At 65.6% G+C, this 14,651-nt stretch carries 15 protein-coding genes; 5 read left to right on the forward strand and 10 right to left on the reverse strand.

The genetic code is table 11. From position 1 onward, the window contains the following. Both VB716_RS01235 and VB716_RS01240 read right to left on the reverse strand, forming a co-directional pair. Positions 1-728, reverse strand: a 728-nt coding sequence (locus tag VB716_RS01235; RefSeq protein ID WP_323269520.1) for a class II aldolase/adducin family protein, incomplete at its 3' end; no start/stop codon positions are given. 98 nt (positions 729-826) lie between these two features. Next, positions 827-1,054, reverse strand: a complete 228-nt coding sequence (locus VB716_RS01240; RefSeq protein ID WP_197158692.1) for a hypothetical protein — start codon at positions 1,052-1,054, stop codon at positions 827-829. Positions 1,055-1,265: 211 nt separating this feature from the next. On the opposite strand from VB716_RS01240, the gene VB716_RS01245 reads away from it, so the two are divergent. Next, on the forward strand, positions 1,266-3,608 hold the full coding sequence (locus tag VB716_RS01245; RefSeq protein WP_323269521.1) for a response regulator: 2,343 nt from the start codon (positions 1,266-1,268) through the stop codon (positions 3,606-3,608). On the opposite strand, the gene mtnA is transcribed toward VB716_RS01245, so the two are convergent. Next, entirely contained in the window at positions 3,599-4,690 is a 1,092-nt protein-coding gene (mtnA, locus tag VB716_RS01250) for an S-methyl-5-thioribose-1-phosphate isomerase (RefSeq protein WP_197171860.1), read from the reverse strand. The genes VB716_RS01245 and mtnA overlap by 10 nt on opposite strands. Positions 4,691-4,817: 127 nt before the next feature. Between mtnA and VB716_RS01255 the strand changes: the two genes are divergently transcribed. Next, positions 4,818-5,588: an STAS/SEC14 domain-containing protein gene (locus tag VB716_RS01255; protein WP_323269522.1), complete on the forward strand. Its 771-nt coding sequence runs from the start codon at positions 4,818-4,820 to the stop codon at positions 5,586-5,588. Positions 5,589-5,760: 172 nt separating this feature from the next. Here VB716_RS01255 and VB716_RS01260 read toward each other — a convergent pair whose 3' ends face one another. Next, complete coding sequence (locus VB716_RS01260; RefSeq protein ID WP_197158689.1) at positions 5,761-6,456, reverse strand: response regulator transcription factor; 696 nt, start codon at positions 6,454-6,456, stop codon at positions 5,761-5,763. A gap of 221 nt (positions 6,457-6,677) precedes the next feature. Between VB716_RS01260 and VB716_RS01265 the strand changes: the two genes are divergently transcribed. Together VB716_RS01265 and VB716_RS01270 are read left to right on the forward strand one after the other, a co-directional pair. Continuing rightward, positions 6,678-7,067, forward strand: a complete 390-nt coding sequence (locus VB716_RS01265; protein ID WP_323269523.1) for a hypothetical protein — start codon at positions 6,678-6,680, stop codon at positions 7,065-7,067. Between the two features lie 335 nt (positions 7,068-7,402). After that, a complete protein-coding gene (locus VB716_RS01270) occupies positions 7,403-8,119 on the forward strand; it encodes an iron-containing redox enzyme family protein (RefSeq protein WP_323269525.1) in 717 nt (238 codons plus the stop codon). A 55-nt stretch (positions 8,120-8,174) separates the two neighbouring features. Here VB716_RS01270 and VB716_RS01275 read toward each other — a convergent pair whose 3' ends face one another. Together VB716_RS01275 and VB716_RS01280 are read right to left on the reverse strand one after the other, a co-directional pair. Beyond that, entirely contained in the window at positions 8,175-8,411 is a 237-nt protein-coding gene (locus VB716_RS01275) for a Nif11-like leader peptide family natural product precursor (protein WP_197158686.1), read from the reverse strand. Positions 8,412-8,587: 176 nt separating this feature from the next. Next, on the reverse strand, positions 8,588-8,779 hold the full coding sequence (locus tag VB716_RS01280) for a hypothetical protein (protein ID WP_323269526.1): 192 nt from the start codon (positions 8,777-8,779) through the stop codon (positions 8,588-8,590). Between the two features lie 161 nt (positions 8,780-8,940). On the opposite strand from VB716_RS01280, the gene VB716_RS01285 reads away from it, so the two are divergent. Next, on the forward strand, positions 8,941-9,642 hold the full coding sequence (locus VB716_RS01285; protein WP_323269527.1) for a class I SAM-dependent methyltransferase: 702 nt from the start codon (positions 8,941-8,943) through the stop codon (positions 9,640-9,642). A 10-nt stretch (positions 9,643-9,652) separates the two neighbouring features. On the opposite strand, the gene VB716_RS01290 is transcribed toward VB716_RS01285, so the two are convergent. The 4 genes from VB716_RS01290 to sufB all read right to left on the reverse strand — a co-directional run bounded on the left by VB716_RS01290 (position 9,653) and on the right by sufB (position 14,619). Beyond that, complete coding sequence (locus tag VB716_RS01290; protein WP_322758292.1) at positions 9,653-11,020, reverse strand: SufS family cysteine desulfurase; 1,368 nt, start codon at positions 11,018-11,020, stop codon at positions 9,653-9,655. A gap of 4 nt (positions 11,021-11,024) precedes the next feature. After that, positions 11,025-12,287: a Fe-S cluster assembly protein SufD gene (gene sufD / locus VB716_RS01295; protein WP_323269528.1), complete on the reverse strand. Its 1,263-nt coding sequence runs from the start codon at positions 12,285-12,287 to the stop codon at positions 11,025-11,027. Further along, positions 12,287-13,105: a Fe-S cluster assembly ATPase SufC gene (gene sufC, locus VB716_RS01300; protein WP_197158682.1), complete on the reverse strand. Its 819-nt coding sequence runs from the start codon at positions 13,103-13,105 to the stop codon at positions 12,287-12,289. The genes sufD and sufC overlap by 1 nt, the downstream gene beginning before the upstream one ends. 71 nt (positions 13,106-13,176) lie before the next feature. Next, positions 13,177-14,619 carry a Fe-S cluster assembly protein SufB gene (sufB, locus tag VB716_RS01305; protein ID WP_322758290.1) on the reverse strand — a complete coding sequence of 481 codons (1,443 nt, stop codon included), beginning with the start codon at positions 14,617-14,619 and terminating at the stop codon, positions 13,177-13,179. Between the last annotated feature and the right edge of the window lie 32 nt (positions 14,620-14,651).

The following is a 14,651-nucleotide window of genomic DNA, read 5'->3' on the forward strand; positions in this document are numbered from 1 at the left end:
GCGCCACGCGCGCGCTGAATGCGCTCCTCGGCCTGGCGCACCAGCGCAATCATCCGCCCGTAGCTCTGCTGGGCCGTGGCACCGAAGGAGAACAGGCCGTGCTGGAGCAGCACCATGCCCTCCAGCTCGATGGACTGCTCAGCCGCGGCGGCGGCGGCCTCCGCATAGGCCCGGGCGGCGGCGAGGGCCAGATCGAAGCCGGGCATCACGTAGGGCACCAGGGCCACCCGGGGGCCGTACAGCTCCCGGCAGAGGGCCGCCGCATCCGGCTGATCCGCCAGGGCCAGCAGGGCGGTGGCGTGGGTGTGGTCGACGAACTTGTGGGGCAGAAACGCATGCAGCAGCGCCTCCACCGAGGGGTTGGGGGCCGCCGGATCGATCAGGTTGCGGCGCTGGGCGGCCACCATGTCTTCGTCGCTGAGGGCCTTCAGGGCCCGCAGGGCCTGCAGAGGCTCCAGCCGCACGGCCGGGTGCCCCGGTGGCTCGATCGTGGCCAGATCCCAGCCGGATCCCTTGACGCACAGCACCGGGATCGACTCCCCCAGCAGGCCGGTGCAGCGGGTCTTCACCGAGGTGTTGCCGCCACCGTGCAGCACCAGCTCCGGATCGGCGCCCAGCAGGCGGGCCGAGTAGGTGCGCAGGGCCAGGTCTTCGCTGACGCCCTCGGCGCCATAGCGGGCGACCGCCGCGGCCGCGTCGGCATCCGACCACCGGTTGAGCACGGGCATGGGCGGCGGCCTGGGGGCACAGGGGACGGACCGAGGCTACGGATCGGAGATCTCATCACCCAGTCGGAGTGGGAAAGGCCGCAGAGCCAGGTCGATCCTCAGATCCGCAGGCATTCGTCGTTGGCTGGGATATCCATCCACTCGGGCAGGCAGTCCAGATCCGCCGGCTTTGGATAGGTCCAGCCTGGGGGAGAAGTGGGATTGACGCAGGCCTCTCCAATGGCCAGGAAGCCCTCCGGGCAGGCACCCTGACCATCAGGCGACACCACCTGCGCCCGACTCGGCAGGCCACCCGCCAGGAAGAGAAACACAGCGGCGGCAGTCACCGCCCCAGTGGAAGCGACTCTGACGCTGGAGGCCTCGACAGACAGGTGAACAGCGCGAGAGTCACGTGGGTCGGCAAAAGCCACGGCAGCCCATTTCTCCGGCACGGCCTCAGGCTAGGCAGCCCAGGTCCTCTCGGACATCAGGCTGCTCGCGGTGCTGCACCGCACGATCTTGCGTGGCAGGCTTGGGTTCGGCCACGATCGGCTCCCCGTGCCCCTTCCCACGCCTCCGGTGCCGTCAGAACGGCGCATCCGCCGGGAAGCGCTGCTCACAGGCATCACGATCTTCTCGGTGGCCGCCGCGGCCCTCACGGTCACCTATCGGGTCGCCACCCGCACGATGCAGAACCAGCTGCGGGAGCATCTGCGCAGCCTCGCCAGCATCGCCGCCGCCGAGATCGACACCAAGGCCATCGCCCAGCTGCAGCGGGCCGATCAGCTCGGCGGCCCGCTCTACCAACAGGTGAGCCAGCCCCTGATCCAACTGCGCTCGGAGGTGCCGGAGATCTACTACGCCTACACCCTTCGGCCCTCCTCCGAGGGCCTGCGCTTCGGCGTGGACACCTCGTACTACGTGAAAAACCATGGCGACGACACGGACGTCGCCAAGCTCGGCGAGCTGTACACCGACGCACCCCCAGCGGCCAAGCGGGCGCTCCAGCAGGGAACAACTCAGGTGAGCCAGACCCCCTACACCGACAGGTGGGGCACCTTCCTGAGCAGCTACGCACCGTTCCGCAATGCAAGCGGCCAGGTGATCGGCCTGGTTGGCCTCGATCTGTCCACGACTCAGATCGAGGAAAAGGTGCTGCCGCTGCGGATCACCCTGATCCTCGCTCTTGTCGGCAGCGGCGGCCTGGCCTTTCTGGCGGGCTTCGATGCCTATCGATCCTTGAAGGCCCGAGCCCAGGCCCTGCTGGAACAGACGGAGGCACGCCAGCTGGCGGAGGCCGCCGCTGCCGCTGCCGACCTGGCCAACCAGGCCAAGACCGACTTCATCGCCACCCTCAGCCACGAAATCCGCACGCCCCTCAACGGCGTGCTGGGCATGACCGATCTGGTCCTGGCCAGCGAGCTCACCGATCACCAGCGGGAGTGCCTCGACACGGTGAAAAGCAGCGGCAAGACCCTGCTCAGTGTGCTCAACGACATCCTCGATTTCTCCAAGATCGAGGCCGGCCGGCTCGAGCTTGAGGAGCAGCCCTGTGCTCTGCGCCCCCTGATCGAAGACGTGCTCGATCTCTATGCCCCCCAGGTACGGGAAAAGCGGATCGAACTTGTGCTGTTGCTGGCCCCGGAAGTACCCAGCGTCATCCTCACCGACCCCACCCGCCTGCGCCAGATCCTGATGAACCTGGTGGGCAATGCCACCAAATTCACAGAGCGGGGAGAGATCGTGGTGGAGGTGACCAGCCATGGATCCCTGCCTGAGGACCATTGCAAACTCGAGATCACCGTGCGCGACACCGGTGTCGGGATTCCTGCCGATCGCATCGCCCGCCTGTTTCAGGCCTTTTCCCAGGCCGACGCCTCCACCACGCGCATTCATGGCGGTACCGGCCTTGGCCTGGTGATCTGCCGGAGACTGGCCCGCGCCCTCGGTGGAGACATCAGCGTGACGAGCACCGAGGGAGAAGGCAGTGTCTTTTCTCTGACGTTCCGAACCCAGGCCATCCCGCTCAGTGATCCTCTCCCCCAGGCAAGGCTCTTGGAGAAGCGCGGCGTTCTGATCGCGATGGCCAACCCCACCAATCAGCGCCTGCTGGAAAGCCACTGCCGCCTCCTCGGGATGGTGCCCCACGCAGCCTCAACGGCAGGCGAGGTCCTGGGCCAGCTGGAGAAACAGACGATCGAGGCTGTGGTGCTGGACACAGCCCTGCCCGGAGAGGGAATCAGCACCCTGGTGACGACGCTGAGGGAGCGATCGGACCGGCAGCCTCGGCCCGTGATCGTGATCCGCTGGGTGGGGGAGGAGGTGGATGGGAGCAACGTCCAGGCCGTGCTGAGCAAGCCGGTCAAACCGGTCGCCCTGGGGCAGATTCTGATGCGATCGCTGGAACCACCCCCAACAGACGGCGACGGCGCCGCCGTGGCGAGCGGCCCGTCTCCTGACCAGCCGGTTCGGGGCACGATGGCGGAGAGCCACCCCCTGCGGGTGCTGGTGGCGGACGACAATGCCGTCAACCGGCGGGTCTGCGAACTGGTGCTGCGCCGCCTTGGCTACACCCCCAGCTTCGCCGTCGACGGGGAAGAAGCGGTGACCATGCAGGCCACCGAGCAGCCGGATCTGATCCTGATGGATCTGCACATGCCGCGGCTCGATGGCCTGGAGGCAACACGGCGGATCCGCTCCAGCAGTGGCGATCCGATTCATCCCTGGATCCTGGCGGTCACGGCCGATGTCGCCCCCAGCACCTGCCGCGCCGCCCTCACTGACGGCATCAACGACTTTCTCAGTAAACCGATTGAAACGGACGCTCTGGTCGCCGCCATCCACCATGCCTATGCGGTTCTGCATCCAGGACTCGATCAGGCCCGGATCGATCAGGCATAGAGGGTCTGCAAACCTGCTTCGCTGGCGGGAGCCACACCGCGCTCGGTGATCAGGCCCGTCACCAGCCGGGCCGGCGTCACATCGAAAGCGGGATTGAAACCGGCGCTGCCAGCGGGGGTGAGCTGCACCGTGACCGCTTCTGCAGCGACGCGGCCCTGGATGGACGTCACTTCAGCGGCCGAGCGCGCCTCGATCGGGATCTCCGCCACGCCATCGGCCAGGGTCCAGTCGATCGTGGAGGCCGGCAGGGCCACATAGAAGGGGACGCCGTTGTCGTGGGCGGCGAGGGCCTTGAGATAGGTGCCGATCTTGTTGCACACGTCGCCGCGGCGCGTGGTGCGGTCGGTGCCCACGATCACGACATCCACCTGGCCGTGCTGCATCAGGTGTCCACCGGCGTTGTCGACGATCACGGTGTGGGGCACGCCCTCCTTGCCGAGCTCGAAGGCGGTGAGGCTGGCGCCCTGGTTGCGCGGGCGGGTCTCATCCACCCACACATGCACGGCCAGGCCAGCCCGGTGGGCCTTGTAGATCGGCGCCAGGGCCGTGCCCCAGTCGACCGTGGCCAGCCAGCCGGCGTTGCAGTGGGTGAGCACATTCAGAGGCTGGCCCTGCCGCTCAGCCGGCCGGGCCAGCGCCAGCCCCTGCAGGATCTTCAGCCCGTGGGCTCCGATCGCCTCGCACATGGCCACATCCTCTTCCGCGATCGCCGCGGCCTCCTCCCTGGCGACCGCGGCCCGCTCGGTCTCCGGCAGTGGAGCCACACGATCCCGCACCCGCTCCAGGGCCCAGCGCAGGTTGATGGCAGTCGGACGGGTGGCGTTGAGCTGCTCGAACGCCACCGCCAGCGCCCCATCGCTCGGATCTGCCTGCAGGGCCAGCATCAGGCCATAGGCGCCCGTCACACCGATCAGCGGCGCGCCACGCACCACCATCGTGGCGATGGCCTCGGCGGCCTGCTCGACGGTGGAGAGCGAGCGGGTCTCGAACTGGTGGGGCAGCCGCGTCTGATCGATCACACCGATCGAGCGACCCCCCGGCTCCAGCCAGACGGTGCGCCAGGCCTTGCCGTCGATGTTCATGGGAGTGGGCGCCGAGGAAGCGGCGATGGGTTGAGGCCCCGATCATCGCGGCCGGCGCGAACGACAATGGGCAACCTCAGCAGCTCTGCCTAGCTTGCGAACAGGACGGGCGCAGCGGGGGATCACGATGATCGAGACGATCGAAGGTCTGCCGGAGGGCACCCTGGGTTTCGCCTTCAGCGGCCAGATCAGTGGCCACGACTACGACACGGTGCTCGTCCCCGCCATGGAGCGGGCCATCGAAGAGCACGACCGCATCAAGACCCTGCTGCGCTTCGGGCCGGCCTTCGAGGGCTATGACCTCGCCGCCGCCTGGGACGACACCCTGCTCGGCCTGCGCCACTGGCGCGGCTTCGAGCGGATCGCGGTGGTGAGCGATGTGCCCTGGCTGCGCACCACCATCCGGGCCATCGGCGCCCTGCTGCCCTGCCCGATCCGCAACTTCCCGACGGAGCAGGAGCAGGAGGCCCGGATCTGGCTGGGCGAGTCGCTGGGCAGCATCCATCTCGATGAACACAACGGTGTGATTCAAGTGCGCCTGATCGGCAGGCTGGAGCCCAGTGCCTACGACCACATCGACGCAGACATCGCCGCCCTGTTCAGCCGGGTGACGCCGGTGAAACTGCTGCTCGATCTGCGCGACTTCGACGGCTGGTCGGGCCTGGCCGCCCTCGGTGAGCATCTGTCGCTGATCCGGGAGCATCGCAGCGCCCCGCGCCGGGTGGCCGTGGTGGGCCAGCAGAACTGGCAGAAACTGGTGCAGAAGCTGCTGTCGCGCTTCACGTCGGCGGAGACACGCTTTTTTGATGTGGCCCACAGCGCCCAGGCGGAACTGTGGCTCCAGGGCAATGGGGAGTCAGTGCGCGAGGCCGGGATCAGGCAGCCGCACGACGCCTGATCCCGGCCAGCCGGCGCAGAAACGCTCGCTTCTTCACGATCCTGAGATCGCGGTGGCGTTGGGCTGGGGGTAGAGGGTCTTCGTGGGCTGACCATGGCACCAAGAGATGCACTTGCAGCCCTGTCACTCCATCATGTCTCCCCTCATCCTCTGACCCAACCCATCCCACCGATCACACCTGAACCATGCCGCAGCGCATTCCCTTGAGCACCGCCTGGAGCCGGTTGTGCACGTTGAGGGTCTGCAGCAAGCGCTTGGTGTAGGTGCGGGCGGTTTCATCACTCACCACCAGTCGCTTGGCGATCTCCCGATCGCTGAGGCCACTGGCGAGCAGGTCGAGAACTTCATACTCACGCGGCGTGAGTCTGGGACAGCTCAGGTAGGGAAGAATGCCCGTCCGCAGGGAGGGGCTGCGGTAGGAGTGCCCGCCCAGCACCGCCATCACGGCGGCCTGAAGCGGTTGCTGATCATCCACGAAATCCGCCTCGGCGACCACGGCTTCCAGCCATGGTGCTTCGATGCACTCGGCAGGAATAGCATCCCCCAGCGCCAGGATCACGGCATGAAGTTTCGGATGAAGCTGGCGGGCCTGACGCACCAGATCGAAACCATTGCCACTTTCCAGATAATCGGTACAGACGAGCAATTCATAGGGATCACTGGCTTCCGCCGCCAGATAATCCAGGCACATCTCCTGATCGGTCACAGCACAGGTGATGCGGGAATACCCCCCGAAGCTGCGGCACAAGGCCCGCAGCAGAAAGCGACCTTTGGCCACCACCGCAACACGGCCCGGAATCTCGATCGATTCGAGACCCTCCTCAGGGGTGCCAAGACCAGCATTGGCCAGAAAGGGCGTGAGATCCATGCTCCGCGGATGGCCCCTGGCTGGGAGCAATGAAAGCCTGGGCAAACTTAGGCGTTGGGCGGCAGGCGCTGCGAGGTCTGACAGATCCCAGGACCAGCCCCCAAAGCCCTGAATCGATGGGCAGCTTCTGACATCTCAGGGACGTCTGCTCATCTGTCGCCGCAGGATCCCAGCGCCGCCCGGCGAACCTGCAGGGTGGAGTCTCCCCGCACGCTGCATCGATGACCGACGCTCCCTATCTCGTGGCCCTGGCCCTGGTGGAGTTTGGGGGGAAGCGTGCGCTGCCTCTTTCCGGAAAATCGCAGTCAGCAGCTGCTGCTGACGCCATCGATCCCGGCGATGACGGTCGCACCCTGGCGTTGGAGCTGCTGCTGCGCCTCTGGCAGCGCAGCGACGAAGGCCCTCTGCAACGGGCCGCTGGGGATCCCAGCCTGCTGCTGGTCGAACTGCCGATGGAGTCGATGCGCGACCAGCTGCCACAACTGAAGGCGAACTGGGTGGGTGGAGGTGACACGGAGGCGTTGCTCAGCAGCCTTGGGGACCTGGCCATCAGGGCCTGGCGGATCACGATCGCCAAGTACGAGCCGGTCAGCTTCATGGCCTGGCCTTGATCGAGCCCATGCAGCCGGGGCCGATACCCCCGCCTGGGGACTGGTCGAGGAACCCAGCGGCATTTCAGGATGAATTGGCGGTCACAGGGGACTGATGGAGGAGGCGACTGCACAACCAGTGCCGTCATCGTTCAGCCAGCCAGGAGCCGGGGCTGCTGGGTCCTGACGAGGCCCGCGCCCTACAGAAAACCGGTGGTGGCAACGCGATCCGGAACGACAGACAAAACGACAGGCAAGTGGAGAACAGCCCAAGCAACGAACTCAATTCCTCTCCCCATGTTGATCCTGAAGATTCTCAGGATCAACACATTGCAGCTCAGTATGTCGACGATCTGGTGAGCCAGGCCCTGATGCACCGGGCGACAAGGCATCCTTACCTCACAGCCCTCTCGGCGGGAACGCTGCCTGACCTGAGATTTGCTCTGGGTGATTTTGCCCGGCATTACTACGGCTACTCGGCCCACTTCCCCCGTTATCTGACGGCGCTGATTTCACGACTGGAGAACCCGGACCACCGCAATCCCCTGCTGGCCAACCTCCTTCAGGAATCGGGCCACTATGAGCCTGAGGAGCTCGCGGGATTGCACCGCTGCGGCATTGAAGCCGACTGGATCGTGGGGGTCCCGCACCCCGAACTGTTCCAGCGTTTCCGGCAGGCTCTGGGGATGATTGGCACTGATCCCAGCATCGATCACGTTTATGTGGTCGCTTGGAGAGATCTTCTGCTCAGCCTGTTGAGCAGCGGGTCTCCAGCCGAAGCCCTGGGCGCCCTGGGTCTGGGTAGCGAAAGCATCGTGCCGGCGATCTACCAGCCCTTCCTGGATGCAATCGGCCGATTGGGCACGCTTGAGCCCCGTGACACTGTGTTCTTCCCGCTGCGTACAGCGATCCACGATCAGCGCCAGGCCAGGATCAACGCCATCGACTTTGCCATGACCCCAGGCGGCCAGGCCGACCTGTCCAAGGGCATGCACATGGCCCTCGCCCTGCGGAATTCGTTCTGGGACTGGCTGTACGAGCGTGTTCTTCGGGGTGGTGGCGGGCCTGTGTAGCCCGACTCCATGGCCCCTCGGACTGCAACCGAGGGGCCAGATCCAGGCCGCGGCTTCAGCCGCGCCAGGTGGGCAGACCACCGCCCACAAGGGTGCCGCGGTTGCGCCAGAGGGCTGCCGGAGTCACCGCAACGCCGTGCCTGGCTGCCAGGCGCGCCGCCGCCTCGGTGGAGTCGGTGGCGCGCAGGTCCTTGGCGAAGGCTGGGTCGTGTTGCAGCAGATCCTTCAGGTGGTGCAGGGCATCCGCCGCTGGAACCGCCGGAGCCGGGGTCGATCGATTGCAGGTGGCCATGGGGCCTCCATCTCAGAGTGATACCAGCCTAGGAGTGCTGATTCAAGATGCCCATCGCAGCGCGGGGCAGCGGGTAGTTCGTTACCAGCGCACAACCCCGTTGGCCCGGCCCGCCCTCTGGCCGAAGAGTCTCAGCAACTTGCCGCCAGAGACTTCGTCGACTAGAGACCCGGTGATCAGATCATCGATGGCCATGCTTCGCGATCCAGAGAGCCTTGGAGCAGGGCCGCCACATCCGCATCCACCTGAGCCAGACGTTCCAGCACCAGCTTCAGATCCAGGGCGGTGAGGTCGCCATCGGCTTCCCACTTCAGACAGGTGCGCCCCAGACAGCTGCTGGTGTTGATCGTCATGGTGGGTTCTGCCATGGCGGGCTTCCTGGCTCTCGTTGGCTCCAGTTTCGGCAAGCAGGCCAGGCTGCGATGCCCCCAACAGGGGACAATCTCCAAAGCTTGGGGACGCGGCTGGCCAGGCAGGGTGCGGTCGGGGCCCTGTCGACAAGACTGTGACCATGCACTCTGCTGTGCCGATGGACCTGTTCGAACAGAACTGGAGCACCTACCGGGCCGTGGTGCAGCACGATCTGATGGGGCACGCTGACCTCACCGCAGCGACCGCACTGGCCCTGCGCTCCTGGCTTGAGGCACGTGCCCCCGGCACCCGGCCGCCCCTTGCCGTGGATCTGGGCTGCGGCGATCTGAGCGCACTCGCGCCTGTCTGGCGGCAACTCCCCCTGGGGGGCTACGAGGGGATCGATCTCACCGCCCAGGTTTTGCCCCTGGCCCGCCAGGCCCTGGGAGCCGTGCCCTATCCCAGCCGCTGGCAGGCGGCCGATCTGCGTGTCTGGGCAGCCAGCAACGACGAACCCGTGGATCTGATCCACACGGCCTTTGCGCTCCACCATCTCTCAGACAGCGAAAAAGCGGAGTTTCTGCGCCAGGCCCGCCAGCGCCTCGCCCCCGGCGGACTCTTTCTCTGGGCTGATGTCTTCCGCGATCCAGGCGAATCCCGTCAGGACTACCTGGGGCGTTACAGACACCGGATCCACAGCCAATGGTCGGTGTTGCCCGCCGAGGCCCGCACCCAGGTGATCGACCACATCGATCAGCTGGACCACCCAGCCGATCGTGCCGTGATCGTGCGACAGGCCGAAGCAGCAGGCTGGCGCTGGACCTGGCTCTGGAACGGCCCACAGCGGGCTGAAGGACTGGCCCAGCTGCAGCCGATCTGAAGCCTGGGGCTCAGCTGTGCTCCCGCAGAAAACCGATCGTGCCGCTCAACTCATCGGCGAAGCGGTCGATCTCCTCGGGAGTGGTGGTGAAACTGAGGCTGGCCCGGGCTGAACCGGGAATGCCATACAGGCGATGCAGCGGCTGGGTGCAGTGATGGCCGCTGCGGATGCAGATGCCGGCCGAATCAAGCAGGGCCGCGATGTCATTGGCATGCAGGCCATCGACGGTGAAGGCGGCCAGCGCCCCCCGATCAGGCTGCTGCTCCGGGGTGGGTCCGAGGATCCGCACCCCTTCGATCGCCTGCAGGCGCTGGAACAACTGGCGGGTGAGCCGCTGCTCCCAGGCGTGGATGCGCTCCAGCCCCAGGCCCTGGAGGTAATCCAGAGCGGCACCCATGCCGATCGCCTCACCGATGGCGGGGGTGCCGGCTTCAAACTTATGGGGCAGCTCCGCCCAGGTGCTGTGGTCGAGGTAGACGTCCTGAATCATTTCGCCGCCCCCCAGAAAGGGAGGCATGGCCTCGAGCAACTCCTCGCGCGCCCAGAGGAAGCCCATGCCGGTGGGGCCGCAGAGCTTGTGGGACGAGCCCACCAGGAAATCGCAGCCCAGCTGGGCCACATTCACGGGTAGGTGGGGCAGGCTCTGGCAGGCATCCACCAGCAGCAGCGCACCGGCGGCGTGGGCCAGGGGGGCGACCTCCGCGACCGGGTTGAGGCAACCGAGGGTGTTGCTGACCTGAACCAGGCTGACCAGGCGGGTGCGCTCGTTGATCTGGCGGCGCAGGTCGGCGAGGTCCAGCTCGCCCGTTTCGGTGAGGCCCACATGGCGGAGCACGCACCCGGTGCGGGCCGCCAGGAGCTGCCAGGGAACCAGGTTGCTGTGGTGCTCCATCACCGAGAGCAGCACTTCATCGCCGGAGCGCAGGTTGGCCTCACCCCAGGAGCGCGCCACCAGGTTGATGGCCTCGCTGGCGTTGCGGGTGTAGACGATCTCGCGGGCACTGGCCGCCCCCACGAAGGCAGCCACCTTGCCACGGGCTCCTTCAAAACCTTCGGTGGCTCGCGCACTCAGCTGATGGGCGCCCCGGTGCACATTGGCGTTGTCGTGGGAGTAGTAATGCTGCAGAGCCTCCAGCACCTGGCGGGGCTTCTGGCTGGTGGCGGCATGATCGAGATAGATCAGGGGCTCGCCGAGGCAGGCCGTCTGGGCGAGCAGCGGGAAATCAGGACGGGTGAGGCTGGCCAGGTCTTCATAGGACTGTGGCGCCGCGGCAGAATCCTGAGGCTCCGGCGGTGTGGAGATGGATGGGGCGGTGTCACGCGCCGCCGGCGAGACGGCAGCGTCGGGCGTCAGAAGAGCATCAGCAGCAGGGGTCATCAGCTCAGGCCTCCCCCAGCAGACGATCGATCGGGCGCCAGGCGGCGGCGATGGCCGGCAGCTCCCGCAGCACCTCCTCACAGAAGGCCCGTTGCAGCAGACGGGCCGCCTGGTCGGCCGCGATGCCACGGCTCTGCAGATAGAACAGTTCGTCCTGCTGCAGGCGACTCACGGTGGCGCCATGGGCACAGCGCACGTCGTCCGCCACGATCTCGAGCTCGGGCTTGGTGTCGATGCGCGCCCGATCGGACAGCAGCAGATTGCGGCTGATCTGGGAGGCATTGGTGCGCTGCGCCTGGCGAGGCACCCGCACGGCTCCGTTGAACACGCTACGGGCCTGGCCATCGGCCACGGCTTTGTGGACCTGCTCAAGCTGGCCGTCGGGTCCTGAAAAGGTCACCTGGCTGTGGGTGTCTGCGATCTGGCGATCGATCACCCGTTGCAGGCCCCGCAGGCTGGTGTGGGCCGCACCATCGCGCTGGTTCACCCGCGGCTCGAGGCGCAGCAGGCCCCAACCGGCACAGCCGCTCACGACGCTGAGGTCACTGCCACTCTCCTGCACGTAGGCGCACTGAGCCAGCAGCGACGCCTGGGCATGTCCCTGAGCCAGCAGCCCATGACGCAGACGGGCGCCACGACCCAGATGGGCTTCCAGCACCAGGCTGGTGGCGCTGGCACCACTGGCGGTATGCACCTGCAGCAGTTCCAGTTCGGCCCCGTCCTCCAGCAGCAGCAACACCCTCAGGGGCAGCAGCCCATCGCTGGCGCCAGCGGGAAGCAGCAGCTCCAGTGGCGATGCCACGACCCCGGAAACGCGGAGAGCCAGCACCTGCTGGGCTGCCGCCTGGTTGAGCTGGGTCAGCCAGTGGTGGGCGCAACCGGTCGCCTCAAGCACCGCGCCGAGGCGCTGATGCAGTTCTGCCCCGGCGATCGGTTCGAGCCCCGCGGGCAGCGCCACCCCATCCAGAGGGTCGGCGCTGCCATCCAAACGGAGGCACAGATGAGCCGACGCCGTGCCAGCAGCCTGCTCAGGCCGCAGCAATCGCGGTGAGGTGGCCGCCAACAGGGCCGGATCGGTGAAGCGCCAGTTTTCCTGGCGGCGATGGGGGGCAGGAAGCTCCGACAGGGCCGCACGGGCCTGCTCCTGCAACGGTGCCAGCGGACCGGTCGCAGGGGGCAGAGAGGCGATGAGATCACCCGTCCAGGCCTCGAGGGTCGAGGAGGAGCGCACGGCCGTGGATGGCATGGAAACAGGCAACGTCACCATCAGCCCACCTCCACCGGTGTACGCCCATGGGCTGCGGCCTCAAGGACCGCCAGCTCCTGATCGACCCAGTCGTATCCCCTCTCCTCAAGTTCAAGGGCAAGCTCCTTGCCACCGGTACGAAGGATGCGGCCCGCGGCCATGACGTGCACATAATCGGGAGTGATCACATCCAGCAAGCGCTGGTAATGGGTGATCAGCAGGGTGGCGTTCTCGGCCGTGGCGAGATGGTTCACACCACCAGCCACAATCCGCAGGGCGTCGATGTCGAGGCCGGAATCGGTTTCATCGAGGATCGCCACCAGTGGATCGAGCAGGGCCATCTGCAGGATCTCGTTGCGCTTCTTCTCGCCACCGCTGAAGCCCTCATTCACGGAACGCTCCAGAAAGGCTGGATCCATCTGGACCACGGCCAGCTTGTCGCGCACGACATCCTCAAAGGCAAAGGTATCGAGCTCCTCGTCGCCCATCTCCAGCCGGCGGGCATTGGTCGCCACCCGCAGGAACTCGAGGTTGCTCACCCCGGGAATCTCAATCGGGTACTGAAACCCAAGAAACAGACCGATTCTGGCCCGCTGCTCCGGAGGCAGATCCAGCAGATTCTCGCCCCTGTAACGCACCGTGCCCGCGGTGACCTGATAGGCGGGATGGCCGGCCAGCACCTTGGACAGGGTGCTCTTACCACTGCCGTTGCGACCCATCACCGCATGGATCTCGCCGGCACGAATGGTGAGGTTCACGCCCTTGAGGATCGCCTTGTCCTCGACGCAGGCATGGAGATCACAGATCTCAAGCAGAATGGGGGCGTCGGAACGGATCACAGCAACAGGGAAGGCAGAGGGAAGACAGAAAGGAGAAAATGTTATCTAGGGATGACAGCAGCTGAAGGAGATCAACCCACCGATCCTTCGAGTTTCAGGGCGAGGAGCTTGTCGGCTTCAGCCGCGAACTCCATCGGCAGCTGGTTGAACACATCACGACAGAAGCCGCTCACCATCATCGACACCGCCTCTTCAAAACCGATCCCGCGGCTCTGGAGGTAGAAAAGCTGGTCTTCCGAGATGCGGCAGGTGCTGGCCTCATGCTCAATCGCAGCGTCAGGTTGCTGCGATCGGATGTAGGGATAGGTGTTGGCGGCGGCCTGGTCGCCGATCAGCATTGAGTCGCACTGGCTGTAATTCTTGGCTCCAACAGCCTTGGGACCCACCTGCACAAGACCGCGATAACTGTTGGAGGAGCGCCCGGCACTGATGCCCTTGCTGACAATCGTGGAGCGGGTTCGGGGCCCAACATGAATCATCTTGGTGCCAGTGTCGGCCTGCTGACAGTTGTTGGTCAGGGCGACGGAATAAAACTCGCCCACTGAATCAGCACCCTGAAGCACACAACTGGGGTATTTCCAGGTGATCGCCGAGCCTGTTTCCACCTGGGTCCAGCTGATCTTGCTGCGCGCACCACGGCACTGGCCGCGCTTGGTGACGAAGTTATAGATCCCACCTTTGCCGTTCTCATCACCGGCATACCAGTTCTGCACGGTGGAATACTTGATCGCGGCATCCTCCAAAGTGACCAGCTCCACAACCGCGGCATGCAGCTGATTGGTGTCAAACATCGGCGCCGTGCAGCCCTCGAGGTAGCTCACCGAAGCCCCCTCTTCCGCCACGATCAAGGTGCGCTCGAACTGGCCGGTGTCGCCGGAATTGATGCGGAAATAGGTGGAGAGCTCCATTGGGCATTCCACCCCCTTGGGGATGAACACGAACGAGCCATCGCTGAACACCGCTGAGTTCAGGGCCGCGAAGTAGTTGTCGTTGCTGGGCACCACCGTGCCGAGGTACTGCTCGATCAGTTCGGGGAATTCCTTGACCGCCTCGCTGATCGAGCAGAAGATCACACCATGCTCGGCCAGCTTCTCGCGGTAGGTGGTGGCGATCGAGACACTGTCGAACACCGCATCGACGGCCACATTCGAAAGCCGTTTCTGCTCGCTCAAGGGGATGCCAAGCTTGTCGAAGGTTTCGAGAAGCTTGGGATCCACCTCATCCAGGCTGGCCTTTTTCTCCTGCTGCCGTGGTGCCGCGTAATAGATGATGTCCTGGTAGTCGATCGGCGAGAAACCCAGTGCTGCCCAGTCGGGAGAAGCCATCTCCAGCCACTGCCGGTAGGCGCGCAGACGAAACTGCAGCAGGAAGTCTGGCTCCTGTTTTTTGGCCGAAATCAGGCGCACCACATCTTCACTGAGCCCCTTGGGGATCTTGTCGGTCTCGATATCGGTGACGAAGCCGTACTTATACGGCTGCGAAACCAGATCCCCAACGGTGGCGGTGCTGCTCATGGATGGATGCGGCGGACGGGAGTTCAGTAGTG

The organism is Synechococcus sp. CCY9201, from assembly GCF_034931105.1.
In the GTDB taxonomy this organism is placed as follows: Bacteria; Cyanobacteriota; Cyanobacteriia; order PCC-6307; family Cyanobiaceae; genus CBW1002.

Excerpts from the sequence above, each read along its gene's own strand:
- VB716_RS01280 (WP_323269526.1), bottom strand. The coding sequence starts at position 8,779 with ATGGCAGAACCCACCATGACGATCAACACCAGCAGCTGTCTGGGGCGC.
- VB716_RS01255 (WP_323269522.1), top strand. The coding sequence starts at position 4,818 with ATGATCGAGACGATCGAAGGTCTGCCGGAGGGCACCCTGGGTTTCGCC.
- sufB (WP_322758290.1), bottom strand. The coding sequence starts at position 14,619 with ATGAGCAGCACCGCCACCGTTGGGGATCTGGTTTCGCAGCCGTATAAG.
- VB716_RS01265 (WP_323269523.1), top strand. The coding sequence starts at position 6,678 with ATGACCGACGCTCCCTATCTCGTGGCCCTGGCCCTGGTGGAGTTTGGG.
- mtnA (WP_197171860.1), bottom strand. The coding sequence starts at position 4,690 with ATGAACATCGACGGCAAGGCCTGGCGCACCGTCTGGCTGGAGCCGGGG.
- VB716_RS01285 (WP_323269527.1), top strand. The coding sequence starts at position 8,941 with ATGGACCTGTTCGAACAGAACTGGAGCACCTACCGGGCCGTGGTGCAG.
- VB716_RS01275 (WP_197158686.1), bottom strand. The coding sequence starts at position 8,411 with ATGGCCACCTGCAATCGATCGACCCCGGCTCCGGCGGTTCCAGCGGCG.
- VB716_RS01290 (WP_322758292.1), bottom strand. The coding sequence starts at position 11,020 with ATGACCCCTGCTGCTGATGCTCTTCTGACGCCCGACGCTGCCGTCTCG.
- VB716_RS01260 (WP_197158689.1), bottom strand. The coding sequence starts at position 6,456 with ATGGATCTCACGCCCTTTCTGGCCAATGCTGGTCTTGGCACCCCTGAG.
- sufD (WP_323269528.1), bottom strand. The coding sequence starts at position 12,287 with ATGGTGACGTTGCCTGTTTCCATGCCATCCACGGCCGTGCGCTCCTCC.